Annotated in this window: 21 protein-coding genes; 14 read left to right on the forward strand and 7 right to left on the reverse strand. The window is 69.2% G+C overall.

Annotated features, from left to right (window positions below; translation table 11 throughout):
- Nucleotides 1-57: 57 nt before the first annotated feature.
- Together otsB and O1R50_RS00080 are read right to left on the reverse strand one after the other, a co-directional pair.
- Nucleotides 58-2,652: a trehalose-phosphatase gene (gene otsB, locus O1R50_RS00075; protein WP_270107774.1), complete on the reverse strand. Its 2,595-nt coding sequence runs from the start codon at nucleotides 2,650-2,652 to the stop codon at nucleotides 58-60.
- 65 nt (nucleotides 2,653-2,717) lie between these two features.
- Nucleotides 2,718-4,148: an alpha,alpha-trehalose-phosphate synthase (UDP-forming) gene (locus O1R50_RS00080; RefSeq protein ID WP_270107775.1), complete on the reverse strand. Its 1,431-nt coding sequence runs from the start codon at nucleotides 4,146-4,148 to the stop codon at nucleotides 2,718-2,720.
- 162 nt (nucleotides 4,149-4,310) lie between these two features.
- On the opposite strand from O1R50_RS00080, the gene ettA reads away from it, so the two are divergent.
- From ettA to O1R50_RS00105, 5 genes are all read left to right on the forward strand, one after another.
- Nucleotides 4,311-5,990: an energy-dependent translational throttle protein EttA gene (gene ettA / locus O1R50_RS00085; protein WP_270107776.1), complete on the forward strand. Its 1,680-nt coding sequence runs from the start codon at nucleotides 4,311-4,313 to the stop codon at nucleotides 5,988-5,990.
- Between the two features lie 2 nt (nucleotides 5,991-5,992).
- Nucleotides 5,993-6,394, forward strand: coding sequence for an acyl-CoA thioesterase (locus O1R50_RS00090; RefSeq protein ID WP_270107777.1), 402 nt, complete (start codon nucleotides 5,993-5,995; stop codon nucleotides 6,392-6,394).
- A 7-nt stretch (nucleotides 6,395-6,401) separates the two neighbouring features.
- The gene (locus O1R50_RS00095) at nucleotides 6,402-6,965 is read left to right on the forward strand and encodes a hypothetical protein (RefSeq protein ID WP_270107778.1); all 564 of its coding nucleotides are present in this window, start codon (nucleotides 6,402-6,404) and stop codon (nucleotides 6,963-6,965) included.
- A gap of 341 nt (nucleotides 6,966-7,306) precedes the next feature.
- The gene (locus O1R50_RS00100; RefSeq protein ID WP_270107779.1) at nucleotides 7,307-8,104 is read left to right on the forward strand and encodes a type III secretion system chaperone family protein; all 798 of its coding nucleotides are present in this window, start codon (nucleotides 7,307-7,309) and stop codon (nucleotides 8,102-8,104) included.
- A gap of 138 nt (nucleotides 8,105-8,242) precedes the next feature.
- Complete coding sequence (locus tag O1R50_RS00105; RefSeq protein WP_270107780.1) at nucleotides 8,243-9,148, forward strand: hypothetical protein; 906 nt, start codon at nucleotides 8,243-8,245, stop codon at nucleotides 9,146-9,148.
- 259 nt (nucleotides 9,149-9,407) lie between these two features.
- Here the strand turns inward: O1R50_RS00105 and O1R50_RS00110 are convergent, their stop codons facing one another.
- Together O1R50_RS00110 and O1R50_RS00115 are read right to left on the reverse strand one after the other, a co-directional pair.
- Nucleotides 9,408-9,836: a globin gene (locus O1R50_RS00110; RefSeq protein WP_270107781.1), complete on the reverse strand. Its 429-nt coding sequence runs from the start codon at nucleotides 9,834-9,836 to the stop codon at nucleotides 9,408-9,410.
- Nucleotides 9,837-9,912: 76 nt separating this feature from the next.
- A complete protein-coding gene (locus tag O1R50_RS00115) occupies nucleotides 9,913-10,944 on the reverse strand; it encodes a mechanosensitive ion channel family protein (RefSeq protein WP_270107782.1) in 1,032 nt (343 codons plus the stop codon).
- 293 nt (nucleotides 10,945-11,237) lie between these two features.
- Between O1R50_RS00115 and O1R50_RS00120 the strand changes: the two genes are divergently transcribed.
- From O1R50_RS00120 to O1R50_RS00130, 3 genes are all read left to right on the forward strand, one after another.
- On the forward strand, nucleotides 11,238-11,759 hold the full coding sequence (locus O1R50_RS00120) for an HNH endonuclease (RefSeq protein ID WP_344469212.1): 522 nt from the start codon (nucleotides 11,238-11,240) through the stop codon (nucleotides 11,757-11,759).
- 274 nt (nucleotides 11,760-12,033) lie between these two features.
- Nucleotides 12,034-12,294, forward strand: a complete 261-nt coding sequence (gene ctaJ / locus O1R50_RS00125; protein ID WP_270107784.1) for an aa3-type cytochrome oxidase subunit CtaJ — start codon at nucleotides 12,034-12,036, stop codon at nucleotides 12,292-12,294.
- Nucleotides 12,295-12,349: 55 nt separating this feature from the next.
- On the forward strand, nucleotides 12,350-12,715 hold the full coding sequence (locus O1R50_RS00130) for a DUF5130 family protein (protein ID WP_408612560.1): 366 nt from the start codon (nucleotides 12,350-12,352) through the stop codon (nucleotides 12,713-12,715).
- A 53-nt stretch (nucleotides 12,716-12,768) separates the two neighbouring features.
- Here the strand turns inward: O1R50_RS00130 and O1R50_RS00135 are convergent, their stop codons facing one another.
- The gene (locus O1R50_RS00135; protein ID WP_270107786.1) at nucleotides 12,769-13,701 is read right to left on the reverse strand and encodes a hypothetical protein; all 933 of its coding nucleotides are present in this window, start codon (nucleotides 13,699-13,701) and stop codon (nucleotides 12,769-12,771) included.
- Between the two features lie 179 nt (nucleotides 13,702-13,880).
- The gene (gene pepN / locus O1R50_RS00140) at nucleotides 13,881-16,421 is read right to left on the reverse strand and encodes an aminopeptidase N (protein ID WP_270107787.1); all 2,541 of its coding nucleotides are present in this window, start codon (nucleotides 16,419-16,421) and stop codon (nucleotides 13,881-13,883) included.
- Between the two features lie 320 nt (nucleotides 16,422-16,741).
- Here pepN and O1R50_RS00145 point away from each other — a divergent pair, with 320 nt between their 5' ends.
- The 6 genes from O1R50_RS00145 to pyrE all read left to right on the forward strand — a co-directional run bounded on the left by O1R50_RS00145 (nucleotide 16,742) and on the right by pyrE (nucleotide 22,476).
- Complete coding sequence (locus O1R50_RS00145) at nucleotides 16,742-17,947, forward strand: DUF1015 family protein (protein WP_270107788.1); 1,206 nt, start codon at nucleotides 16,742-16,744, stop codon at nucleotides 17,945-17,947.
- Between the two features lie 9 nt (nucleotides 17,948-17,956).
- A complete protein-coding gene (locus O1R50_RS00150; protein ID WP_270107789.1) occupies nucleotides 17,957-18,424 on the forward strand; it encodes a ribose-5-phosphate isomerase in 468 nt (155 codons plus the stop codon).
- Between the two features lie 120 nt (nucleotides 18,425-18,544).
- The gene (locus O1R50_RS00155) at nucleotides 18,545-18,976 is read left to right on the forward strand and encodes a hypothetical protein (protein ID WP_270107790.1); all 432 of its coding nucleotides are present in this window, start codon (nucleotides 18,545-18,547) and stop codon (nucleotides 18,974-18,976) included.
- 167 nt (nucleotides 18,977-19,143) lie between these two features.
- Nucleotides 19,144-20,814, forward strand: a complete 1,671-nt coding sequence (locus tag O1R50_RS00160; protein WP_270107791.1) for a serine/threonine protein kinase — start codon at nucleotides 19,144-19,146, stop codon at nucleotides 20,812-20,814.
- A 220-nt stretch (nucleotides 20,815-21,034) separates the two neighbouring features.
- Nucleotides 21,035-21,913 carry a phytanoyl-CoA dioxygenase family protein gene (locus O1R50_RS00165; RefSeq protein ID WP_270107792.1) on the forward strand — a complete coding sequence of 293 codons (879 nt, stop codon included), beginning with the start codon at nucleotides 21,035-21,037 and terminating at the stop codon, nucleotides 21,911-21,913.
- 26 nt (nucleotides 21,914-21,939) lie between these two features.
- Nucleotides 21,940-22,476 (forward strand): orotate phosphoribosyltransferase, encoded by a 537-nt coding sequence (gene pyrE, locus O1R50_RS00170; RefSeq protein ID WP_270107794.1) that lies wholly within the window; start codon nucleotides 21,940-21,942, stop codon nucleotides 22,474-22,476.
- Between the two features lie 54 nt (nucleotides 22,477-22,530).
- Here the strand turns inward: pyrE and O1R50_RS00175 are convergent, their stop codons facing one another.
- A complete protein-coding gene (locus O1R50_RS00175; RefSeq protein ID WP_270107795.1) occupies nucleotides 22,531-24,330 on the reverse strand; it encodes a Stk1 family PASTA domain-containing Ser/Thr kinase in 1,800 nt (599 codons plus the stop codon).
- Between the last annotated feature and the right edge of the window lie 27 nt (nucleotides 24,331-24,357).

Below are 24,357 nucleotides of genomic sequence, written 5' to 3' on the forward strand. Positions count from 1 at the left end.
TCCTGTCAGGAGGCATGGTTCAGTCCTGAACAGAGTAGCCCTCGCCTTGAGGGTGACTCAGATGCGGTTGTTCTGCCCGTTCAGCAGATTCGCGACCCGGATGAGGCCCAGGTGCGAGTACGCCTGCGGGTGGTTGCCCAGGCCGCGTTCGGCGATCGGGTCCCACTGCTCGGGCAGGAGGCCCGTGGGGCCCGCGCACGCGAGGATCTGCTCGAACAGCTCCTCGGCGTCGGTGCGGCGGCCCACCTGCAGGTAGGCCTCGGCGAGCCACGCGGCGCAGATGATGAACCCGCCCTCGGTACCAGGCAGGCCGTCGTCGCGGTGGTAGCGGTACACCGTCGGGCCCGAGCGCAGACCGGCCTCGATCTTGAGCACGGTCCTGAGGTAGCGCGGGTCGTCCGGCGGGAGCAGCCCGGAGAGGCCGACCCACAGGGACGCGGCGTCGAGGTCGTCGTGCCCGTACGCGGCCGTGTAGGCCCCGGCCTCGTCGTTCCAGCCCAGTTCCAGCACGTTCTTCGCGATCTGGTCGCGCAGCTCGTGCCAGTTGGGGCCGTACTCCATGCCGAACTGGTCGGCGACCTTGAGCGCGCGGTCCACGGTGACCCAGCACATGACCTTCGAGTACACGTGGTGCCTCGGGGCCTGGCGGGCCTCCCAGATGCCGTGGTCGGGTTCGTGCCAGCGCTTCGCGACGGCCTCGACCATGCTGCCCATGACCTGCTGCTCGAAGTCCGAGAGGTGCCCGCGGCGCTGCGCGACGGCTTCGACGAGCATCGCCACGGGGCCGAACACGTCCAGCTGGACCTGGTTCGACGCGGCGTTGTTGATGCGCACCGGCCGCGCCCCGGCGTAACCGGGGAGCGTGTCGATGATGGCCTCGGGGCTCGGGGCCATGCCCTCGATGTCGTAGAGCGGGGCGAGCCGCTCGGGGTGGCCCGCGGTGCGCTCGATGATCCCGGCGACCCACGCGAAGTACGACTCGGCCTCTTGGAGGGAGCCGAGGTCGACGAGGGCGTTCGCGGTCATCGCGGCGTCGCGGATCCAGCAGAACCGGTAGTCCCAGTTGCGCACGCCGCCGAGCTCCTCGGGGAGCGAGGTGGTGCCCGCGGCGAGGATCGCGCCGGTGGGCTGGAAGCACAGGGCCTTGAGCGCCAAGGCGGAGCGGGAGACCATCTCGGTCTCGACGCGGGGGAGCCGCAGCGAGTCCGACCAGTTGCGCCAGCCGGCCTCGGTGGTGCGGCGGCGGACGTTGACCGGCGGCTTCCACTCGTCCAGGCTCGCCGATCCCGCGCGCATCTCGAGCACGACGGACCCGCCGACGGCGGCGAGGTCGACGACCGCGACGGCCAGCGAGTGCTGGCCGTCGTATTCGATGTGCCAGTCCACGCCGGGGGAGCGCAGGCTGATGGGTTCGCGGCCGCCGAGGACGCGCAGGCCGTCGTCGCCGACGGGCTGCAGCTGCACCGGCAGCTGCCCGAACTCGGGCCGCGGAGCGAAGGTGATCTTGACGGGGACCTCGCCGGTGACCTCGCGGACGAGGACGGTGGCGTTGAGGTCGCCGCGGCGCCGCGGCGTCGAGTCGAGCCAGTCGGTGACGGCGAGGCCCGGCCAGCGGGTCTCGACGGTCATCGTGCCGGACACGTAGCGCTGGCCGAGGGGGATGCCGGCGTTGACGGGCTGGACGCTGAAGTGCCCGGCGTGCTCGCCGCCGAGGAGGTCGGCGAAGACCGAGCCGGAGTCCGGCCGCGGGTGGCACATCCAGGTGACGCGCCCGTCGGGGGTGAGGAGCGCGTGGTTGGCGCCGTCGGCGAGCATCGTGTGCCGCTCGATGAGCTGCGCGGATTCGCCTTGGAGCCATGCGCGGCGGGTGTCGACGAGGCGGGCGAGGAGCTTCGCGACGTCCTCGGGGTCGCTGATGCGGAACGCCGCGCGGGTGGGGCCGGGGCCGACGCGGACGCCGACGTCGGGTCCGTGCAGGTGCGCAAACGCATTCTCGTCGGTCACGTCATCGCCCAGGAAGAGGACCGCGGAGGCCCCCAGCTGGTGGCGCAGCTTGTCGAGCGCGTCGCCCTTGTGGGTGGTGACCACGGACAGGTCGATGACGGCCTTGCCCTCGGTGGTCTGCACACCGTCCCATGTGGAGGGTCCTTCGCGGACGTCCTCGATGGCGCGCATCGCATCCGATTCGGACGCCTCGCGGACGTGCAGCGCGCAGCCGGCGGGCTTGGGCTCGACCCGGGCGCCCTCGTAGCGTTCGGCGATCGCCGACAGCTCGGCTACGAGCTTGTCGCGCAATCGCTGGTCCTCGCTGGAGAGCGCCCGGGTGAAGCCGACGTCGAACTCGGACCCGTGGGATCCGACCAGGTGGATCTCGGAGGGCAGGCGGGAGAGCGCCGCCAGGTCCCGCAGGGCCCGGCCGGAGATGACCGCGACCTTCGTCTGCGGCAGGTTCGCCAGCGTCCGCAGGGCCGAGACCGACTCCGGGATCGGCATGGCCTGCGAAGGATCGGTGACGATCGGCGCGAGCGTGCCGTCGTAGTCGCACGCGATCAGCAGTTGCGGAACGCGGGCGAGCAGTGTGAGAGCCGAACGCAATTCCTCGGAGGAGCTGAAGTCCTCCGACGCGTGGCTCTCAGGGCGTGGTGCGGTCATCGTGGCGTATCTCTCCAACACCGTCGTTGCGGAAATGTCTCTGCCTGCCGCCCGACCGCCGGGTATCAGACTTCAGCAGGCGGGCTGCCCGGATTGTACGCCGCGCTGCGCTCCGGAACTCCTAGCGCTGTGAGGAAACTGCGCGCCCAGCGACTCACGTCGTGCTTGCGCAGATACCGCCTCATGGCGCGCATCCTCTTCATCTTATCGTCGAGAGGCGCATTCGCAGCTGTCACAAATCCGTCTTTCAAATCGGTCAAATCATGCGGATTGACCAGGAACGCCTGCCGCAGATCGCCTGCGGCACCAGCGAACTCGCTCAGGACGAGCGCGCCGCGGTTGTCGACCCGGCTCGCCACGTACTCCTTCGCCACCAGGTTCATGCCGTCGCGCAGCGGGGTCACCGCCATCACATCGGCCGCCTGGTACAGCGCCGCCAGCTCGTACCGGTCGAAGCTCTGGTGCAGGTAGTGCACGGCCGGGAGGCCGACCTGCCCGTACTCGCCGTTGATGCGCCCGACCTGGCGCTCCACCCGCTCGCGCAGCTTCATGTACTGCTCCACGCGTTCGCGACTGGGGGTCGCGACCTGCACCATCACCGCGTTCGGCACCTGCAGGCGGCCGTCCTCCAGGAGCTCCCGGAAGGCCTTGAGCCGCTGCTCGATGCCCTTGGTGTAGTCGAGCCGGTCCACACCGAGGATGATCGTCTCCGGCTCGCCGAGCTCCATGCGGATCTCCTTGGCGCGCTGGCGGACCCGCTCGGAGTTCGCGACCTCTTCGTTGTGGGCGGTGTCGATCGAGATGGGGAAGGCGTCGGCGCGCACGAGCCGGTCGTCGACGGTGACGTAGTGCCCCCGCGGCCGGTAGCCGAGGAGGTGCCGGGTGAGCGCCAGGAAGTTCTGCGCCGCGAGGGGCCGCTGGAAGCCCACCAGGTCGGCGCCGAGGAGCCCGTTGAGGATCTCCATGCGGTGCGGGAGCTGCATGAACAGCTCCACGGGCGGGAACGGGATGTGCAGGAAGAACCCGATCCGCAGGTCGGGGCGCCGCTCGCGCAGCATCCCGGGGACGAGCTGCAGCTGGTAGTCCTGGACCCACACGACCGCCCCGGGGGCGGCCTCGCGGGCGCAGATGTCGGCGAAGCGTTCGTTGACCTCGTAGTAGGACTTCCACCAGGAGCGGCGGAAGACGCGCGGTTCGACCGCGTCGTGGTAGAGCGGCCACAGCGAGGCGTTCGAGAACCCCTCGTAGTAGCGCAGGACTTCGTTCTCGCTCAACGGGACCGGCATGAGGGTGACGCCTTCGGACTCGAAGGCGTCAGGGGCTTCGCCGGCGGTGCCGGCCCAGCCGATCCACGTGCCGCGATTGGCCTGGAGAACGGGTTCGAGGGCGGTGACGAGGCCGCCAGGGGATCGGCGCCAGGTTCGGTTTCCCTCGTCGTCGACCACTGAGTCGACGGGGAGGCGGTTGGCGACGACAATGAAGGATGCGTTGCTCAATTCGTATTTCCTCCTTTTCGCAAGCCTACCGGGACGGGGTGCCCGGCGGTCGCGGTGACGCAGACGGTCCCCGCGACGGCCCGATTGGCGGATACCCCCGGCGACTTGACATCATTGGGACCGGTCAGTTCAGTACGGCTCGTCCCAAAGCGAAGGATCAGCGTGGCGCAGTTCATCTACACCTTGGAAAAGGCGCGTAAGGCGCACGGTGACAAGGTCGTCCTCGACGACGTCACCCTGTACTTCAACCCGGGTGCGAAGATCGGCGTGGTCGGCCCCAACGGCGCGGGCAAGTCCAGCCTCCTGCGCATCATGGCGGGCCAGGACCAGGTCTCCAACGGCGAGGCGAAGCTCGCCAACGGCGCCACCGTGGGGATGCTCGCGCAGGAGCCGCCGCTGAACGAGTCGAAGACCGTCATGGAGAACGTCCAGGAGGCCGTCGCGCCGATCCAGGCGAAGCTCGACCGGTTCAACGAGGTCGCCATGGAGATGGCCACCGACTACACCGACGAGCTCATGGCCGAGATGGGCCGCCTCCAGGAGGAGCTCGACGCCGCGAACGCGTGGGAGCTCGACTCCAAGCTCGAACAGGCCATGGACGCCCTGCGCTGCCCGCCCGGCGACTGGCCCGTCACCAACCTCTCCGGCGGCGAGCGCCGCCGCGTGGCGCTCTGCAAGCTGCTGCTCGAGGCGCCCGACCTGCTGCTCCTCGACGAGCCCACCAACCACCTCGACGCCGAGTCCGTGCTCTGGCTGGAGCGCCACCTCGCCGCGTACGCGGGCGCGGTGATCGCGATCACCCACGACCGGTACTTCCTCGACAACGTCGCCGAGTGGATCCTCGAACTCGACCGCGGCCGCACCTACCCCTACGAGGGCAACTACTCCACCTACCTGGAGAAGAAGGCCGAGCGCATGAAGGTGGAGGGCCGCAAGGACTCCAAGCTCCAGAAGCGACTCAAGGACGAGCTCGAGTGGGTCCGCTCCAACGCCAAGGGCCGCCAGACCAAGTCCAAGGCCCGCCTCGGCCGCTACGAGGAGATGGCCGCCGAAGCCGAGAAGACCCGCAAGCTCGACTTCGAAGAGATCCAGATCCCGCCGGGCCCGCGCCTCGGCTCCACGGTGATCGAGGTCAAAGACCTGGTCAAGGGCTTCGACGGCGAGACGCTCATCAACGGCCTGGACTTCAACCTGCCGCGCAACGGCATCATCGGCATCATCGGCCCGAACGGCGTCGGCAAGACCACCCTGTTCAAGACCATCGTCGGCCTCGAGAAGCCCGACTCCGGCACCGTGAACATCGGCGGCACCGTCGATATCTCCTATGTGGACCAGAACCGGTCGGGCCTCGACGGCGACAAGTCGGTCTGGCAGGTCGTCTCGGACGGCCTCGACTACCTGATGGTCGGCAAGGTCGAGATGCCTTCGCGCGCTTACATCGCCGCGTTCGGCTTCAAGGGCCCGGACCAGCAGAAGCCCACCAAGGTCCTCTCGGGCGGCGAGCGCAACCGCCTGAACCTGGCGCTCACCCTCAAGCAGGGCGGCAACGTGCTCCTGCTCGACGAGCCCACCAACGACCTCGACGTCGAGACGCTCTCCAGCCTGGAGAACGCGCTCCTCGAGTTCCCCGGCTGCGCCGTGGTCATCAGCCACGACCGAGCCTTCCTCGACAAGGTCGCGACCCACATCCTCGCCTGGGAGGGCGAGGGCGAGGACGGCCTGCCGAAGTGGTTCTGGTTCGAGGGCAACTTCGACTCCTACGAGAAGAACAAGATCGAGCGCCTCGGTCCCGACGCCGCGAACCCGCACCGCGTCACCCACCGGAAGCTCACCCGGGACTAGCCGTGGCACGCTTCAAGACCGACGTCCCGCTGCGCTGGTCGGACATGGACGCCTTCGGGCACGTGAACAACAACCAGTTCATGGTGCTGCTCGAAGAGGCCCGTGTCGCGATGATGTTCTCCGCCGCCGCGGAATCCGGCATCCCCGGGTTCCGCGAAGGCGTCGTCGTGGCCCGCCACGAGGTGGACTTCCTGCTGCCCGTGGTCGTGCCCGCCGAGACCCGGGTCGAGCTCTGGGTCGAGCGGATCGGGAACTCCTCGTTCTCGTTCGCCTACGAGCTCATGGCGAACGACAAGCTCGCGCTCCGCGCCAAGACCGTGATGGTGCCCTTCGACATCGTCACCCAGCGCCCGAGGCGCATCACCGCGGAGGAGCGGGCCTACCTCGAGCAGTGGACCGACTGACGCTCCGATGACCGACCCGACGACCGCCGGGGACGACGCGGCCTTCGCCGCTCGCGCCGCCAGGCTCGACCCCGACGCCCTCGTGCTCGCGCAGGGCGGCCGCCTCTGGGCGGCACTGCCCATCGGCGTCCTCGCCGTCCGCGAAGCCGCCGACGGCGACCTCGCCGAGGGCCTCTACCGCGCCGGCGACCTCGTCGCCGGCGAAGCCGCGCCCCGGCCCGTCGCGGAATGGCGCGGGCGCCTCCCCAAGCAGCCGTGGACGACCGTCGAGACCGTCCCGGCCGCCGACATCGCCGACATCGACCGCAAGGCCGCACAGGCCCTGCGGGAGCGGCGCGGCCAGGGCATCGGGGACCGGCGCCTGCGCGACGCCATGCTCGACCACGTCACCCTCCGCGTCGAACACGACGGCAGGATCTATCCGGTCGAATTCCGACTCGTCGCCGCCTTGTGCCGCATGGGCTTTCTCGGGGAGGACCCGGTCAAGGTCCTCAAGGCCGGTCGCCGCATCGGGCTCGCCGGCACCTACGGCACCGTCTGGGACAGGGACCGCGGCCTGCCGATGCTGTGACCGATTCGGAACACACAGTGACGTCACACCATTCGGTGACGGATACCCGACGTCCGGAGGATGGGACGGCGCTTCCCGTTCTGATACATATGAAACCGGTGACAGTACCCCGTTCGTGCCTGCGAACAAACGCGCGACGGTTCATACTTTTGGTCAGGATTGGTTGACGCTTGTGCCATGTCAGTGGCAAGCCCTAGTCTGCTCACTGCAACACGACGTAACTTGGCTATGCCCCGCGAAGCACAACCAATCACAACCAATGGTTCAGCTCAGCATGAATGCCAACGTATTACCCAACACTGCCAGTGATTCGCATTTTGGGTGGGAAGGCGGACAACACCATGGCATGGTGGCGCAGCAGAAAACGCGACGCACAGCAAGAATCGATCGCCGAGGCGGTCGCGGAAGCCGACAGCGAGCTCGGCGGAGCCGCCGAACGCGCCCAGGCACGCGGCAGCCAGCCGAGCGCGGTCCCGACCCCGCGCGCCGAGCGGCATGAGGATCCTGAACTCGACACCGAGGAGTTCGAGGTCGACCTCGAGTTCGCCTCCCGTGAGCTGCGCCACGAGCTCACCGCGGAGCAGCTCCTGCTCGGCCCCGAGCGGGAGCAGATCTCCGAGGTCGACCGCTGGCATCTCATCAAGCGCGATCTCGAGGAGATCGACCCGGACTTCGTCACCGACCTGGAGCAGATCGCCGCCGACGCGGTGGCCCAGGAGGCCGATGAGGCCGCGCCGCTCGACTCGGAGCGCATCATCGCGGCCCTGAAGAGCCTCGACATCCGCTACCTCGTCGACGAGAACGGCGGCATCGTGGCCCTCTGGGAGCGCCACATCGTCCAGGTCCGCGCCGAAGGCCCCGACGCCGACATCCTGGTCCTGCGCGCCCGCGCCTACCAGACCGTCCCCCGCGAGTGGGCCGAGCGCGGCTACGCCGCCATGAACGAGTGGAACCGCACCCGACGCTTCCTCAAGGCCTACCTCGGCGAGCCGACCGAATCGGGCGCGCTCCCGGTCTTCGGGGAGATCCAGGTCCCCGTCCGCCCCGGCATCACCACCGCCCTGCTCGAAGAGCTCATCGACTGCGGCACCGCGATCTCGGGCACATTCGTCGAGTGGCTCGAGGGCGAACTGCTGTAAACCCTGCCGGTCTGACCGTTGTGCACCGCCGCCCCGGGCTCCCATCGGAGCCCGGGGCGGCGCTTTGAGCAGGTGAGATTCCCTTCAAACCGGTACGCTCATGAGGAACCCCCATCTCCAAATTGGATAGGAGACCTCATGACCTCCGAACCCCAAGGCGCCCGTCCCCCTGGCACCGCCGCACCCGCCCCCTTCGCCTCCAACCCCGAACCCGAAGCGCCGCAACCAGATGCCACGGTGAACTTCCCCGCGCAGGCCGCGCCATCGGCCTTCGAGTCCGAAGTAGACGCAACCGTGAAGGTGGTCCCGGGCTCGGCATCGCGGCCCGCCGCGGCGCCGACGGCCGCCGCTTCGCCCCAGTCCGGTTTCGCCTCCAGCGACGAGGACTTCCTCACGGAGACACAGGCACCCGTTTCCGCGGACTTCCCATCGTTCGCGCCCGCGCCCGTCGTCGCGGAAGCGCCTTCGGCCGCACCAGCACCCGCAGCGTCCCCCGGCGCCATGCCGCAGGCGACACTCCCGTCGCCGGTCGCCCCGCCCGTCCAGGGCTACGCGATGACCCCGCCGCCGATGGGCCCGCCCGCAGGATCGCCGGTCGGACCGCCCCCCGGGATGCCGACCGGACCCATACCGCTGCCCCCCGCGCCGCGCAAGCCCCGCAACAAGGCCGCCATCGCCTTCGCGGTGATCGCGATCGTGCTCTTCATCGCCGCGGCGGCCTTCGGCATCCTCTACTCGGAGAAGGCGAACGACTTCACTGAACAGGCCGGCCAGCTCGAGTCAGCCGAAGCCGAGCGCGACGAACTCGCGGACGCGAAGGCCGAACTCGAGAACGAGATCGTCGCGCTCCAGCTCGAGCGCGACAACCTCCAGGCCGACTCCGAGGCCCGCCAGGTCTGCTCCGATGCGCTCGAAATCCTGATCGCCGACGAGTACCCGGGCACCATCGACGACCTCGAAGACCTGGCCAGCAGCGAATACCTGGAATGGGCCCAGGCCCACGACGAGCTCTACCGCGAGGTCGAGCGCCAGTGCCTCGCCTGACCTGAGCGCGTACATGAAAACGGAGCGGCGGGGTCATCCCTGCCGCTCCGTTTCGATGTTCAGTTGCCTTGGTGCAGAACGAGTGCTACCCGTTCGGCGTGGTGCGCTCGGGCTTCATGCGTTCGGCGTGGTGCGCTCGGGCTTCATGCGTTCCGCGTGGTGCGCTCGGGCTTCACGCGTTCGGCGTGGTGCGCTCGGGCTTCACGCGTTCGGCGTGGTGCGCTCGGGCTTCATGCGTTCCGCATACTGCGCTCAAGCTTCATGCGTTCCGCATGAAGTCCGCCGCCCGCTCCATGTACTCCCACATGACCTTGTCGTACTCGGGCGCCAGAGCGACCTCGTCCATCGCGTGGCGCATGCAGCGCAGCCAGGCGTCGCGCTCGCGCTCGCCGATCGTGAAAGGCGCATGGCGCATCCGCAGGCGCGGGTGGCCCCGCTCCTCGGAATACGTGTGCGGCCCGCCCCAGTACTGCTCGAGGAACATCTTCAACCGCCGGGCGGCCGGGGCCAGGTCCGCTTCGGGGTACATCGGGCGCATGATCGGGTCGTCGGCCACCTGCGCGTAGAACGCGCTGGTCAGACGCTCGAAGGTCGCTTCGCCGCCCACGGCCTCGTAGAAGGACTGCGTGGGCGCAGGCTGTCCGGTCGGCGTCAGGGCCACCACGGCCCGCGGGCTGTCACTAGGCATCTCCCAATCGTGCCAAGGGCGGGACCGACTGGGAAGGCGATCCGGCACGCGTCACACCGAATGCGCCCTACATCACCTAAGCCGGAGTCCCGGCGGCCCCCGCCGCACCAGCGGCCCCGCCCGCGGCCGAGCGCGGCACGTAGATCCGGCCGCTCGTCGCCGGGTCGATGATCCCGGCCTCCCGCAGCGCCTCGGTGACGCGCAGCCGCAGCTCGCGGCCCGCCGCCCACTGCTGGTCGGAGGCCGTGCGCACGCCGAGGCGCACCTTGATCTCGTCGATCGTCATCTCGATCGGCCCGAGGTACTCGGGCTCCTTGAGGATGTGGGTGCTCCACTCCTCCTCCTCGACGAACGCCGCGGCGACCTGCGTGATGATCTCCCCGGCCCGGTCGATGTCCGCCGACGGCGGCAGAGGCGTGTCGACGACCACGTACGCCCAGCCCTGGCTCGAGTTGCCGACCCGCAGGATCTGGCCGTTGCGCACGTACCACAGTGTCCCGTCGAGCGACCTGAGCGTGGTGACGCGCAGGCCCATGTCCACCACCACGCCGGAAGCGTCGCCGACGTCGACGACGTCGCCGACGCCGTACTGGTCCTCGATGAGGATGAAGATCCCGGCCAGGTAGTCCTGCACGAGGTTCTGGGCGCCGAAGCCGATCGCGATGCCCGCGATGCCCGCGCTGGCGAGGATCGGCGCGAGGTTGACGTTGAAGGCGCTGAGCACGAGCATGAACGCAATGGTGAAGATCACGATTCCGGCGACGTGCTGGAGCACACCGGTGAGGGTCTCGGCGCGCTTGTCACTGCGGTCGCCGAGCAGCTCGTCGCGGCGGGAATTGCCGGAGCCGAGCTTGTCCGCCAGCTCAGCGATCGACTGCGGGCCCTTGATCGAGGTGACCTGCTTGATGATGCGGCCTATGGCCCGGTTGACGAGCCAGCGGAGGAAGAAGGCCGCCACGACGATGAGCAGGACCTGCCCGATCTTGTCGAGCACCACGCCGCCGTCGAGGGCGAACTCCTCGTTGCCGGTGATCTTGTACAGCAGCGAGCACGAGTTGAAGCCCGGGTCGCAGGGCGAGGTCCCCTCGGTGGCGGCAAGCAATTCCACGTTCGTCCTTCTCAAGGTCATCGAGGTGCGGTCGTCATGTTCACGGCCCGCGCGCACCCTTACCGACGACCGTCCGATCCGGTGTCGTCCCGGGTCCGCACAGACGATATTCGCGCGTCATTCAAGATCCCACGGAACCAGGGTGCAATTTTCTGAGATTTAGGTCAAACTTGACGGGACCGATGGCTTGGAGGTACGTCACCGTGATAGGTCCTCGACATAGGAGCACGCTCGACAGCGATGACCCTTCCCCAGGGGTGCTCCCGAATCTCTTCACGCACAACGCGGCCACGCTGGGCTCCGCCCTCGTCCTGAATCAGAGCTATGAGCCACTGTGCGTGATACCAGTCAAGCGGGCGGCGGTGCTGCTGCTCACTCGGAAGGCCGAAACCGTCACTCCTGGTGACGGTTTTCTGCGCTCGGAAACCATGCACATCCCCGTCCCGTCGGTGGTCCGCCTCAACCGCTATGTGCCGATCCCCAGGCAGGTCGGGTCCAGTCCCTCGCGGCGCGGCGTGTTCGCCCGCGACGACTGGCGCTGCGTGTACTGCAACGCCTCGGCCGAGACCATCGACCACGTGGTGCCCCGCTCGCGCGGCGGGACGCACACGTGGGACAACGTCGTGGCGGCGTGCGCCCCGTGCAACCACCGCAAGAGCGACAAGACCCTCGCTGAGCTGGGCTGGCGCCTGCCCCGGGTGCCCCGGCCGCCCTCGGGCTGGCAGCTGCGCGGCTTCCGCGGCCAGCGCCGCCCCGACCCGGCGTGGGAAGCCTGGCTTCCCCGCCACGGAAAGGAGCGCGCCCGGCTCTCGTAGAGCCGCTCCATCGGACGCACAGGGCCCGTCGACGGTCGCTTGACCGCCGACGGGCCCTGTGCGTGTCCTTGGCATGGCGCGCCAACGCATTCGGTCCCTGTGCGACCGGCTGCACCGACTTACCACCTGCGGCGATGTGAGGGGCGTAATTGGATTAGTCTGAGGGTCGGACTCGGAGCCCGCTTTTCCGGCTGTGACTGAGGAGGGCGACGACGCCCGATTGCCAGCCGTAGATCCCACCGAGTCACCCTGTACCTGTATTTAGGGGAGCAACATGACGTTCCAGGACTTGCTGATACTGTTCGGCGCCCCGATCCTGGTTGTGGTCGCGGTCTTCGCCGTGATCTTCCTGCGCCACCCGAGGCCGCAGTCCCGTTACCGCGCGGGCGATCCCTACAACTTCAAACCGGTGTGGTTCGTCGCCCGCAATGGCGCGGTGGCAGGCGAGTCCGGCTTGGCCGAACTCGAGTCCGGCGCCCACGGCGCCGAGACCGTCGCCAGTGGACCCAAGGGAGGCTCGCATGGCAAGTGGTAACCAGGTGGCGATCATCGAGGGCGTCGACAAGAGCCCCGAAGACGTCCAGCCGGCGATGCTCGAGGGCCCCTTCGACACCCGCGAACTGCTGCACATCGACGAGGCCCTCTCCGTGGCCGAGCGCGACGGCGGCGGCCTGCACTACAGCGTCTTCGTCGGCCCGCTGCACGACCCGGTCCGCGGCGCGGCCGAGGCCCTGCACGACAAGCTCGCCGACCCGGACCGCTCGATCCTCATCGCCGTCTCGCCCGAGCAGCGGCAGCTGGAGATCGTGACGGGCAAGCTCGCCCAGGAGAAGGTCCCGGACCGCTCCGCGGCCCTCGTCGTCTTCTCGATGGAAGCCGCTTTCGGCGCCGGGCAGCTCGCCGGGGGCATCATCACCGGCCTGCGGATGCTCGCCGAGACCGCCTCGAGCCGCTAGACCCGAGACAGAACGATGGCCCGGAAGCCTCGGCTTCCGGGCCATCGCCTTGTCTATTTGGCCTTTCCGGCGTCTGCCGGGAACTGCCGCTTCAACAGGTCCTCGGCCTTGGTGAGCTCGAGCTTCCCGATGAACTCGACCCACGAGAGCGAGTCGGCCACGGTCTCGCGGATCGACAGGATCGTGGTCCCCGGGATCCGCATCGTCAGCGTCGCGGGCGAGCCGATCTGCTTCTGCGCCAGGACCGCCTCGGTCGGCTGGCCGTTGAGGCCCTTCGCGAGCTCGAACACCGCCGACTCGTTCTCCTTGGCCTTCGGCACCCACTCCATGTCGCGCTTGAGCATCAGCGCCGCGCCGACGGACTTGCCGCCGGACTCCCCGTTGTAGGTGAGCACGATCCGGTTCGCGTCCCCGCGCGCGCTGGAGAGGCTCCACGCCGCGTCGGTGACGTCGACCAGCTGGCCCTGGAAGCGCCGCACCGAGTTCCGCGCCTGCTTGACCTGGCGCCGGTCGGCGAGCGGCTTGGCGACGAGCCGGAACAGCAGCACGAGCACCGCCAGCACGAGCACGCCGATGCCGACCGCGGCGACCTCGTGCAGGCCCGCGTCGACCGACCAGATGATCGACATCGGGACGAGCACACCCGAGGCGAAGCCCAGGAGCGGCTTGAGCCAGAACGGCCCGTTCCCGCCCGGCAGCCGCAGCGGCGCCATCAGCCCGATCACGGCCGATGCGACCAGCGCGATGCCGACCAGCTCCGGCGCGGGCACGTCGTAGCGGCGCAGCCAGTCCACCGCCCACCAAGCCAGGAATCCCGAGCCGATGAGCACGGTCGGGATGAGCAGCACGACGGCGAACATCAGCTGCTGCGGCTGCGGGCGGGTGCGCGAGGCGAGCACGGGACCGAGCAGCAGGAGCGGCAGGACGATCCCGAACAACGCGACCAGGGTGGCGCTCAGAACGGCCACCGGCAAAAGCGCGGACAAGACGGTTCTCTCCATTCTTTGCCTTGGGAGCTACAGCTCGGCCTTCGAAGGCACAGCATTGTCCGGGAGGCACAGGGGTGAATCAGAGCGAGCTTATCAACGGTGCGAAAAGCGCTCGGGGCTCCGGGACCGCCGTTGTGCGCGGCGACCACGGAGCCCCGATGGAACTCGTTCCGGAATTAAGCGGACTTGTCCAGTTCCCGGCCTTTCAGGGCGCGGGCGATGTCGGCCCGGCCCTCGGCCACGCCGCGCTTGACCGGCGCGGGACGCTCCTCGGCGAGCCAGGCGTCGAGCCGCTCGAGCGTCTCGGCCTCGATCAGGTTCGACGGGAACGCGAGCTTCGAGAATTCGACGGCCTGCTGCGCGCCCAGCTTCTCCCACAGCTCCGGCACCGCGTCGAGGTACGCCTGCAGGTACGGGCGCACCAGGTCGGCCTGGTCGAGCGGCGCGAAGCCGAGCATGGAGGACCGGCGGACCCAGTTCTCCGAGTTCGGGTCGGTGATCCGCTCCCAGGCGCGCTGCTTCGCTTCGGCGTTCGGGACGACCGCGCGGGCGACGTACGACAGGCGCTGGCCGTCGGCGGTCGAGTCGCGGTCGAGCTCGGCGTCGATGGCGTCCTCGGGGACGGCGCCGTTGCCGACGAGCCCGGTGAGCAGGGCCCACCGCAGGTCGGCGTCGACGGCCAGGCCCTCGGGGACCTCGCGGCCCTCGAGCCAGCCGCTGACGCGGGCCAGGTCGGCCTCGGACCTGGAGTTCGACGCGTAGGCCTTCGCCCAGGAGCGCTGCGGGTCCGAGCCCGGCGCGGCGGCCTCCATGGCGGCCTTCGCGGCCTGCGCCCAGGACTCGCGCAGCGCGGCCCGGTTCGCGGGGTCGGCGTAGGCGAGCGCCCCGCCGACCTGCCGCTGCGCGACGGTGACGATGTTGATGTCGTCCTCGGTGGTCAGGCTGCGGCAGCCGAGCTCCACGAACTGGGTCGCGGGCAGTTCGGCGTCGCGCAGCATGTCCCAGGCGGCGGCCCAGATGAGCGCGCGGGCGAGCGAGTCATCGAGCGCCGAGGTGTGCTCGACGGCCGTGGCGAGGCTCCGCTCGTCCAGGCGCAGCTTCGCGTAGGTGAGGTCGTCGTCGTTGAGCAGCAGGAAGTCCGGCTGCGTGACACCGACGAGCGCGGCGATCTCGGTCGCCTCGCCGGCGACGTCGACTTCGGTCCGGTCGCGGCGCTTCAGGACCCCGTCTTCGAGGTCGTAGAGGCCGATCGCGATGCGGTGCGTGCGGTGGGTCGGGTGCTCGGCCGGGACCTCCTGCAGCACGGTGACCTTGGTGTAGTTGCCGTCGGCGTCGACCGCCACGTCAGGGCGCAGGGTCGAGACCCCGGCCGTGCGCAGCCACGTGTCCGCGAAGTCCTGGAGCGGCTTGCCGCTCGCGGTCTCCAGCTCGCCGAGGAGGTCCTGGAAGACCGCATTGCCGAACTGGTGCTTCTCGAAGTAGGCGCGGAGCCCGGCCAGGAACGGGTCGATGCCGACGTAGGCGACGAGCTGCTTGAGGATCGAGGCGCCCTTGGAGTAGGTGATGCCGTCGAAGTTGGCCTGGATCTCCTCGGTGTCGCCCGCGGCGGTGTACACCGGGTGCGTGGTCGGCTGCTGGTCGGCGCCGTAGCCCCAGTTCTTGCGGGCCGAGAGGAACGTGGTCCAGGCGCCGTCGAAGCGGGTGGCCTCCACGTTCGCCCAGTGGCTGGCCCACTCCGCGAAGGACTCGTTGAGCCACAGGTCGTCCCACCAGCGCATGGTCACGAGGTCGCCGAACCACATGTGGGCCATCTCGTGCAGGATCACGTTGGCGCGCTGCTCGAGCTCGAAGTCGGTGACCTGGCTGCGGAACAGGAACGAGGCCTCGGCGATCGTGACGCAGCCGAAGTTCTCCATCGCGCCGAAGTTGTACTCCGGGGCGAAGACCTGGTCGTACTTCGCCAGCGGGTAGCGCACCCCGAAGTGGGCGTGGAAGTGGTCGAAGCCCTGGCGGGTGACCTCGAAGACCCCCTCGGGGTCAAGGTAGTCCTTCATGGACTGACGGCAGTACAGGCCCATGTCGATGCCGTCGTGGGTCTCGTGGACGCCGACGTACGGTCCCGCGCAGATCGCGGTGATGTACGGGCTCATCCGCACCGACTGCTCGAACAGCGTCACCTTGAGGTTGACGTCCTCGACGACCGTCTCCGACTCAGGCTTCATGTTCGAGATCACGGTCCAGTGCTTCGGGGTGCGCACCTGGAACGTGAACGCGGCCTTGAGGTCGGGCTGGTCGAAGCAGGCGTACACGCGCTGCGCGTCGGCCACCTCGAACTGCGAATAGAGGTAGGTCTCCTTGTCGACCGGGTCGGTCATGCGGTGCAGACCCTGGCCGTCGGTCGAGTACGCGAAGACCGCGTTGACGACCAGCTCGTTCTCGGCCGCGAGGCCGCGGAGCTTCAGCCCGGCCTTGGGATCGAAGGCCGTGAGGTCGACCGGCTCCCCGTTGAGGTAGGCGTCTTCGATGCGCTCGGCGGCGATCTCGATGAACGTCTCCGCACCCGGTTCGGTGCAGGAGAACTTGACGGCGGTGCGCGAGTCGAAGGTGTCGCCCTGCTCGTGCCCGGTGAGGTCGAGCTCCACGGTGTAGGACTCGACGTGGAGCAGCTCAGCGCGCCGCTGAGCCTCGTCTCGAGTGAGAATGTGCGTTGCCGCCACAATGCCTCCAGTCAGGGTTCGGATATGAAAGAAGTGTGTCACATCCGACTGGAAGTCCTCATCCGTAGCGGGATGCCGCCCTTCCCGGCATGGCGACTGCGTGGGCGCCCGAGCGCAGCGCGCCTTCTCGTGAAGGTGAAGGGCTCGGCGAACCGGACGAAGGCCCGCTTGAAGGTCGCGCGAGTCCATGAGCAGGCCACCCGTAGTCGGACCGCGATCTCGAGTCGGGAAATCCCTCTCAGGAAGCGGGAGGATGCCAAATCTTGGAAGTTCATCAAGCGGCCACATGGGCGGCGAAGCGGGTCGACTACCCTCGTGGCGTGACTGCTGCACACCCGATCGACCAGGCCTGGCTTTCCACCGGCAACACTGGCGCGAAGAACTACGACGAGTTCCCCGACGAAACCGAGATCACGCGGATCATCGAGGCGAATCCCGCATCCATGCTGGGCGTCGAGATGCCGGCGCACACGCCCGAGGCGGTGGCCGCCGGACTCACGTTCGAGCAGGCCCTGCCCGCCGCGGCCGAGCGCCTCGCGGCCCTCAAGGAGGCCGGGCGCTTCGCCGCGTTCGGCGACGTGGCCGTCGCCTACCGGATCTCCGGAGGCGAAGAGCCCACCGCGTACGGCGTGTTCTGCCTCGTCGACACCGCCGAGATCTCCTCCTCCGCCGAGGAGCCTGGCAAGGTCATCCGCAACGAGGACGTCTTCATCGAGAAGGTCAAGCAGCGCAACGAACTCAACCAGCGCCTGCGCCACCTGCTCAGCCCCGTCCTGCTGCTTCAGTCGAGCCGCGGCGAGGAGCTGCACGCCGCGATCGGGGCGGCCATCGCCGAAGCGGGCGAGCCCGTCGCGAAGGACGTGGACGAGGCCGGGCGCGCGCACGAGATCTGGGCGATCGGCGGCGACGCCGGCGAGGCCCTGACCGCGCTCGCGGGCGACGGCGACCTCATCGTCGCCGACGGCAACCACCGCTCGCTGGCGGCGCAGGTCGGCAAGCTCGACCGGTTCCTCGCGGTGATCACCACCCCGCAGTCGGTCGTCATCCGCCCCTACCACCGCCTCGTCAAGGGCCTGCCCGGTTCGGCCTCGCAGCTGGTGGAGCAGATCGGCCAGATCGGCGCCTCGGTCATCGAGACCGACGGCCCGCCCGAGACTCCGTCCGAGGGCGGCACCGTGGTCGTCTACGGCCAGGGCCGCACCTGGGAGATCGCCTTCCCGGCGGTCGAGGGCTCGGTGGTGGACCGCCTCGACCACACGCAGGTCGAGAACGAGGTCTTCACCGGCCTGCTCGGCTGGGACGCGGGGGACAAGCGCATCACGTACGTCGGCGGCGACTACCCGGCCTCGTGGCTCGCCGAGCAGGTCGACGCGGGCAAGGCGGACCTGGCGATCCTCATCGCCCCGGTCACCGTCCCCGACTTCATCGACGTGAATCTCCAGCGGCTCAAGATGCCGCGCAAATCGACCTGGTTCGTGCCGAAGGCCCGCGCCGGTCTCGCCATCGTCGAGCTCCCGAAAGGCTAAGGTCCCATCGTGCGCATTTATCTCGCCTCCGACCACGCGGGCCTCGAACTCAAGGACCACCTGGTGAAGCACCTGGGCGGCCGCGGTTTCGAGGTCGTCGACGTGGGCCCGCACCAGTACGACGCCGAGGACGACTACCCGCCGTTCTGCCTCAACGCCGCCTCGCGGGTGGTCGCGGACAAGGGCAGCCTCGGCATCGTGATCGGCGGTTCCGGCAACGGCGAGCAGATCGCCGCGAACAAGGTCCCGGGCTGCCGCGCGGCCCTGGCCTGGAGCGTGGAGACCGCGAAGCTCGGCCGCCAGCACAACGACGCGAACGTGGTCGCCATCGGCGGCCGCATGCACTCGCTCGACGAGGCCACGAGCTTCGCCGACGCGTTCGTGGACGAGGCCTTCTCCGGGGCCGAGCGCCACCAGCGCCGCATCGACATGCTCACCGAGTGGGAGGCCACTCACGAGCTTCCCGAACTGCCTTAATCGGCGACGAAGCACAGCAGGGCCCGGGCATTCGCCCGGGCCCTGCGCCGTTCGGCCAAAACCGGAGAATTCGCCATTTCGGATCTGGAGTAATTGGACGCGTGTTGGTAGCGTCGACACATGTCTAAGGGTTTTCGCGTTCTCCTCCAGATCTTCCAGGTGCTGTTCCTCCTGGGTGCCCTGCTCTTCATGGCCTTCAGCTTTCTTATGGCCTACATGGACTTCGGCGCGACCGAGGCCGAAGAGCGGTTCGTCGACACGTGGATCCTCGGGTTCGCGCTCCTGTCGATCGCGGTCTCGCCCGCGCTGTGGGCGCTGTCGCGCCGCGGCCAGGCCGCCGCGCCGCCGTCCTCCACCGGAACCTACGACCGCGTGCAGCCCTCGCCGGCCGTCCCGTCCCAGCCGCAGCAGCAGCCCGGGGGCGTCTTCGAGCCGATGCAGTCGAGCCAGGCCCCGGCCCCGCCCGCCAGCTCCTACGGCCAGCCGTCCGCCGGCGGTATCACGCCGAGCTCCTCGCCGCAAGCCGGAAGTCCCTGGGGCTCGGGCCGCTGAACCTGCCGATTCGTTCAGGCGGGCCCGGGTTGCCCGTTGAGACGCTGCGAACAGGACCGGCTCTGGGGGCCGTGGGAGGTGGATTCCGGGCGTTACGCTATATGGATTCACGGCTCGCAAGCGTCGCCGAGGGCGGGCTCGGAGTTATTCATCGCGAAGGACCACTCATGTCGAACGCCACCGTCGACCTCGTCTGCGGCCCGGCCGACCCCCTGCCGGGGTCAGAGCAGAGCTACCGGCTGACCGGCCTGCTCGGCTCGGGCGGGCAGGCCGACGTGTACCAGGCAGTTCGCGTCTCGGCCGGGGTCGCTTCCGCGCCCTTGAGCGTCAAGGTCCTCCGCCTGAACCCCCACGACACCCGCGAGCACCAGTTCCGCTCCTGGGACAAGGGCGACGCGGTCCTCATGGACCTCCACGGCCGGAACGTGGGCGCGATCTGCCGCCGCATCGACGCGTTCTACGGCCGCTTGCCGCACCCTCCCGGGCAGGCCCCGCAGGGCGAGCCCGTCCCGTTCCAGGTGCTCGAATACCTGCCCGGCCACGACCTGCGCCAGCTGCTGCAGTGGCGGGTCGGCCGCGTGGACGCCGCCCGGACCCTCAAATCCGTCGCCGAAGTCATGCAGGCGATGCACCATCCGCCCGTGGGCGCGCACCCGGTCCTGCACATGGACCTCAAGCCCGCGAACGTGATCATCGGCCCCGACGGTTCGGCGAAGGTCATCGACTTCACCGGCGCCCGCTACTACACGCCGGCCCACCTGACCACCATCGCCTACACCCGCGAGACCGCCGGTCCCGAAGCGCACCAAGGGAACGTGGGCCCCGCCTACGACGTGCACGGCTTCGGTTCGATCGCGTTCTACCTCGTCACCGGCGCGAGCGCCCGCACCGACTCGCCCGGGCAGGAGCAGACGGTGCCGTGGGCGCGGCTGCGCAAGCACCCGGTCCTGGAGTCGCACCCGCGCCTGCGCGAGCTGCTGACCGCCCCGCTCGACGACAAGCCGGAGAACCGGCCCCGCACTGAGGAGCTGCCGCGCTGGATCGGCGAGCTGTGCGCCGTCGTCTCCCGCGCGAACCTCCCCGACCTCGGCGTCGACTGGAACACCCAGCACACCGGCGGCCCGCATTCGGTGCCGATGGGCGCCCCCATCGACTCCGCCGCGACCCGCCGCCTCGACCGCCCGTCCGCGCCCGCCGCCCCGCCGACCCAGGTCGCGCCGCAGGCGGACAGCACCCGCGTGATGGCCGACGGCACCCGCGTCATGGCGGCCGGGGTGCCGTCCCAGCAGGTGCAGGACAAGCCGGTCGCCGGTCGCGTCCGCGTCCCCGGCCAGGACGAGCGCCCCGACGGCTACTCGCCCGGCCGCTCCGCCGGGCCGCCCGCGGAACGCGGCCCCCTGCCGCGGCTGAAGCTCGCCACCGACCCCGAGGAACCGAGCGAACGCGAACTCGACAAGGCCGACCGGCCGCCGCTGCTCGGCCCGCCCGGGTCGCTCTCGAAGGGCTTCGAGCTCTCCGTGATCGGCGGGCTGTTCTCGCTCATCATGTGGCTCATCTGGGCGATCCAGCAGGGCATGGAGACGCTGCGCAGCCAGGTCTTCAGCTACCTGTTCGTGCTCGCCGTGGCCGTCGGCGTGTTCTTCCTGATCCGCGTCGCGGGCGGCATCCTCTGGGGCCGTTGGCTCCACGCGAAACGCAAGTCGGCGCGGCTCGCGCACCTCGCCACCGGGCTCTTCCTGTTCATGGTCGGCATGAGCTATCTCGACCAACTCAGTTGGAGCTGGATTTCGCTTGAATTCGGCTGGTTCGACTGGATCACCGATCTTTTCGGAGAATGACGGTCCGCTCCCCAATGGTGTGAATTACGTTCGTTTCCGCGACTTTCCGATGAGACTTCGAGGCTTTCTCCAGCGTGCACTAACCGGTGGCAACTACGCTTTCCGGTAATCAACGCCGCGGGTTTCTTGCTTGTTTTTCCAAACCCGCGGTGCAACCGCGAGGGGTTGATCGGGCGTCTAGATAGACGACAGACCCCCTGGAAACCGGAAAGGCATTGAGATGACCGCATTGACATCGGTCGGTGTCGCAGCTCTCACCCCTGAGCAGCGAGAAGCCTTCGATCGCGACGGCTATCTGATGATCCGCGGCGCGCTCGACGCCGAAGAGATCCAGCGTTGCTCCGACGCTCTGGACCGCGTATACGAAATCGAGCGGGAAGCGGGGCGACTCAGCCCCGAAGGAGCGATGCACCGCCTCGACGCCGTCACTTCCTGCCCGGAACTCGCGTTCCTCCTCAACCACCCCAAGACCTTCCACTATGTGTGGTCGATCCTGGGCTGGAATTTCCACGTCTATCACTCGCACGTGGACAAGCACCCGCCGATCGCCGGAAAGCGCCCCTTCCGCTTCGAATGGCACCAGGACGGCGGCCGCCAGAACCGCGAGACCGAGACCGACCCCCGGCCCCGCCTCTCGGTCAAGCTCGCCTTCTTCTTCACCGACCTCTCCGAGGAGGGCCGGGGCAACACCAAGATCATCCCCGGCTCCCACAAGTGGAACCAGATCGACGGCCCGCCGCGCCGCGACATGGAGTGGCCCGACCCCGAAGGCGCCATCGAGGTCACCGGCAACGCCGGCGACGTCATGTTCTTCGACCGCCGCATCTGGCACGCCCGCAGCGACAACTACTCGGACCTGACCCGCAAGGTCGCGTTCTTCGGGTTCACGCCGCGCTGGATCCGCGCCCGCGACCTCGTCGACCACCTGCCCATGGAGCCGTGGTGGAACGACCTCGACCCGGTCCAGCAGCAGATGCTCGGCGGCCACATGGCCACCGGCGACCACGGCTGGGGCCACTGGCCGAAGGAGACGCCGCTGTACAACTGGCTGGCCGAGCGTGACCTCCTCGACCCGGACTACCCGCCGCTGCGCCCGTAAGGGCCCGCACGTGGCAGGCTGACGGCATGAGCACCACTGACGACCTCGCTCGCGACATCTTCAACCGCTCACACCTGACCGGGGAGTTCACGCTCCGGTCCGGTGTGGTCGCGCACGAGTACTTCGACAAGTACCTGTTCGAGTCCGACCCGGTCCTGCTGCGGCGCATCGCCGAGGCGCTGGCACCGCTGGTGCCCGCGCACGGCGTGGACGCGCTGGCCGGCCTGGAGCTCGGGGGCATCCCGATCGTGACCGCCCTGTCGCAGGTGACGGGCCTTCCGGCCCTGTTCGTGCGCAAGGAGGCCAAGACCTACGGCACGTGCCGCCTGGCCGAGGGCGGCGACGTCGATGGCCGTCGACTGTTCATCGTGGAGGACGTGATCACCTCCGGCGGCGCCGTGCTCGACGCCGTCGAGGAGCTGCGGAACCGGGGCGGGATCGTCGAGCGGGGCCTGTGCGTCATCGACCGCGAGGCGGGCGGGTTGAAGAACCTGACCGATGTCGGCGTCGAGGTGCAGCCGCTGTTCACGATGGCCGAGCTGAAAGCCGCGGGAGCGAACTAGCGCAAGCGAAGCGGGGCCGGACGAGTGATCGTCCGGCCCCGCTTCGTTCGCGCGCTATCGGGCCCAGAGCCAGATCTCGGATCCCTTCGGGTGCTCGGTGCCCGCGTCGAGGGACTGGTCGAACACCGTGCCGGTGAACCAGATCTGCGCGGTCTTCACCGTGAATCCCAGCTCTTCGAGCTTGTCGGTGGCGTCGCCGATGTCCATGCCGACCACGTCGGGGACCTCGACCGGTTCGGGCCCGTCGCTCACCACGAGGTCGACGGTGTCGCCCGGCCCCGCCGGCTCCTGCCCGGCCGGGGTCTGCGAGATGACCAGGCCCGCGTCGATGGTGTCGCTGTAGCTGCGGCTGACCTCGCCGACTTCCAAGCCCTCGGTCTGGAGCTTCGACGCGGCGGCGCCCTCGGTCTGGCCCACCACATCCGGGACGGTGAGCGGCGGGAAGCCGTCGGAGACGTAGAGCGTCACGGGCGTCCCGGCCTTGACCTCTTCACCCGCGGGCGGGTCGGTGCGCGTGACCTCATTGGCCGCGTAGTCGGCGCTGTACTCGCGCTCGACCTTGACGTCGGCGTCGAACTTCGCGAGCTCGCCGCGGGCCTGGTCCTCGCTCATCCCGGCCAGGTTCGGCACCTGGTACCGCTCGGGCCCTTGGGAGATGACGACGGTGATGGTGGCGCCGCGGCGGATGCGGTCGCCCACGCCGGGGTCCTGCGAGACGATCCCGCCGACGGGGACGCTCTCGCTGTAGCCGTCCACGAGCTCGACCTCGAAGCCCTCGGCCTCCGCGTACGCCGCGACCGACTCCCGGGTCTGGTCGAGCAGCGACGGCGTGGCGGTGTACCTGCCGATGCCGATCCACCACCCGGCCGCGGCGACGCCGACGAGCAGCAGAGCGATGAGCCCCAGTGTCGACAGCGCCTTCCACGACCGCTTGGCCTTCGGCGGGTCCACGACCATCGTCGTCTGCACGACCCGCGTCGGCCGCGGGACCTTCCCGGTGCTGCCCTTCGCGGGCCGCACGTCGATCGCCTGGAGCCGCCGCAGGAACGCCCCGGCGTCGACCGGGCGCGCGCCGGGCCGCCGCGCGGCGGCGGCGGTCACGAGCTCGGCGAGCCCGTCCGGCACATCGGGCGCCTTCACCTGCGGGGAAGGGACGTCCTCGTCGACATGCCTGCGCGCCACCGCACCCGAGTCGGGACCGTCGAACGGCACCTCGCCGGTCAGCAGCTCGTACAGGAGGATCGCGGTGGAGTAGACGTCGCTCGCGGTCGTGGCGGGCTTGCCGTTCACCAGCTCGGGCGCGACATAGGCGGCGGTCGCGACGAGCGGGCCGCCGGTGTCGCGGTCGCCGTGGACCGCCTCGGCCAGACCGAAGTCCACCACTTTCACGCGGTCGCCGCGGCCGCCGTTCTTGAGCAGGATGTTCTCGGGCTTGATGTCGCGGTGCACGAGCCCGGCATCGTGCGCGGCCTGGAGCCCGTCGAGGACCTGCCCGCACAGCTCCACGGCCTCTTCGAGACGCAGGCGCCGACGCCGGTTGAGCAGGTCGCGCAGGGTGGTCCCGGGGACGTACTCCATGACCACGTACGGCAGTCCTTCATGGACGCCCTGGTCGAACACGGCCACGACGTTCGGGTGCGAGAGCCGCGCGATGGTCTTGGCCTCGTTGGCGAAGGCCTTCACGTCGAACCCGGCGACCGCCGCGTTGGTGATGATCTTCACCGCGACGGTGCGGTCGAGGCGCTCGTCCCGCGCCTCGTAGACATCGGCCATCCCGCCGCGCGCGATGAGCCGCTCGAGCCGGTACCGCCCGTCGACGCGCGCACCGGTCAGGTCCCCTGTCGTGGTTGTCAACCCGCACCTCACTCATATACCGCGGCA

It is taken from the genome of Glycomyces luteolus, assembly GCF_027622875.1.
Classification (GTDB): Bacteria; Actinomycetota; Actinomycetes; order Mycobacteriales; family Micromonosporaceae; genus Glycomyces; species Glycomyces luteolus.

What these genes read in the sequence shown, in the direction of transcription:
- pyrE (WP_270107794.1), top strand. Translation starts at nt 21,940, where the DNA reads ATGAGCACCACTGACGACCTCGCTCGCGACATCTTCAACCGCTCACAC.
- O1R50_RS00100 (WP_270107779.1), top strand. Translation starts at nt 7,307, where the DNA reads ATGGCATGGTGGCGCAGCAGAAAACGCGACGCACAGCAAGAATCGATC.
- otsB (WP_270107774.1), bottom strand. Translation starts at nt 2,652, where the DNA reads ATGACCGCACCACGCCCTGAGAGCCACGCGTCGGAGGACTTCAGCTCC.
- O1R50_RS00110 (WP_270107781.1), bottom strand. Translation starts at nt 9,836, where the DNA reads ATGCCTAGTGACAGCCCGCGGGCCGTGGTGGCCCTGACGCCGACCGGA.
- O1R50_RS00095 (WP_270107778.1), top strand. Translation starts at nt 6,402, where the DNA reads ATGACCGACCCGACGACCGCCGGGGACGACGCGGCCTTCGCCGCTCGC.
- O1R50_RS00165 (WP_270107792.1), top strand. Translation starts at nt 21,035, where the DNA reads ATGACCGCATTGACATCGGTCGGTGTCGCAGCTCTCACCCCTGAGCAG.
- O1R50_RS00155 (WP_270107790.1), top strand. Translation starts at nt 18,545, where the DNA reads ATGTCTAAGGGTTTTCGCGTTCTCCTCCAGATCTTCCAGGTGCTGTTC.
- ctaJ (WP_270107784.1), top strand. Translation starts at nt 12,034, where the DNA reads ATGACGTTCCAGGACTTGCTGATACTGTTCGGCGCCCCGATCCTGGTT.
- O1R50_RS00105 (WP_270107780.1), top strand. Translation starts at nt 8,243, where the DNA reads ATGACCTCCGAACCCCAAGGCGCCCGTCCCCCTGGCACCGCCGCACCC.
- O1R50_RS00160 (WP_270107791.1), top strand. Translation starts at nt 19,144, where the DNA reads ATGTCGAACGCCACCGTCGACCTCGTCTGCGGCCCGGCCGACCCCCTG.
- O1R50_RS00130 (WP_408612560.1), top strand. Translation starts at nt 12,350, where the DNA reads ATGCTCGAGGGCCCCTTCGACACCCGCGAACTGCTGCACATCGACGAG.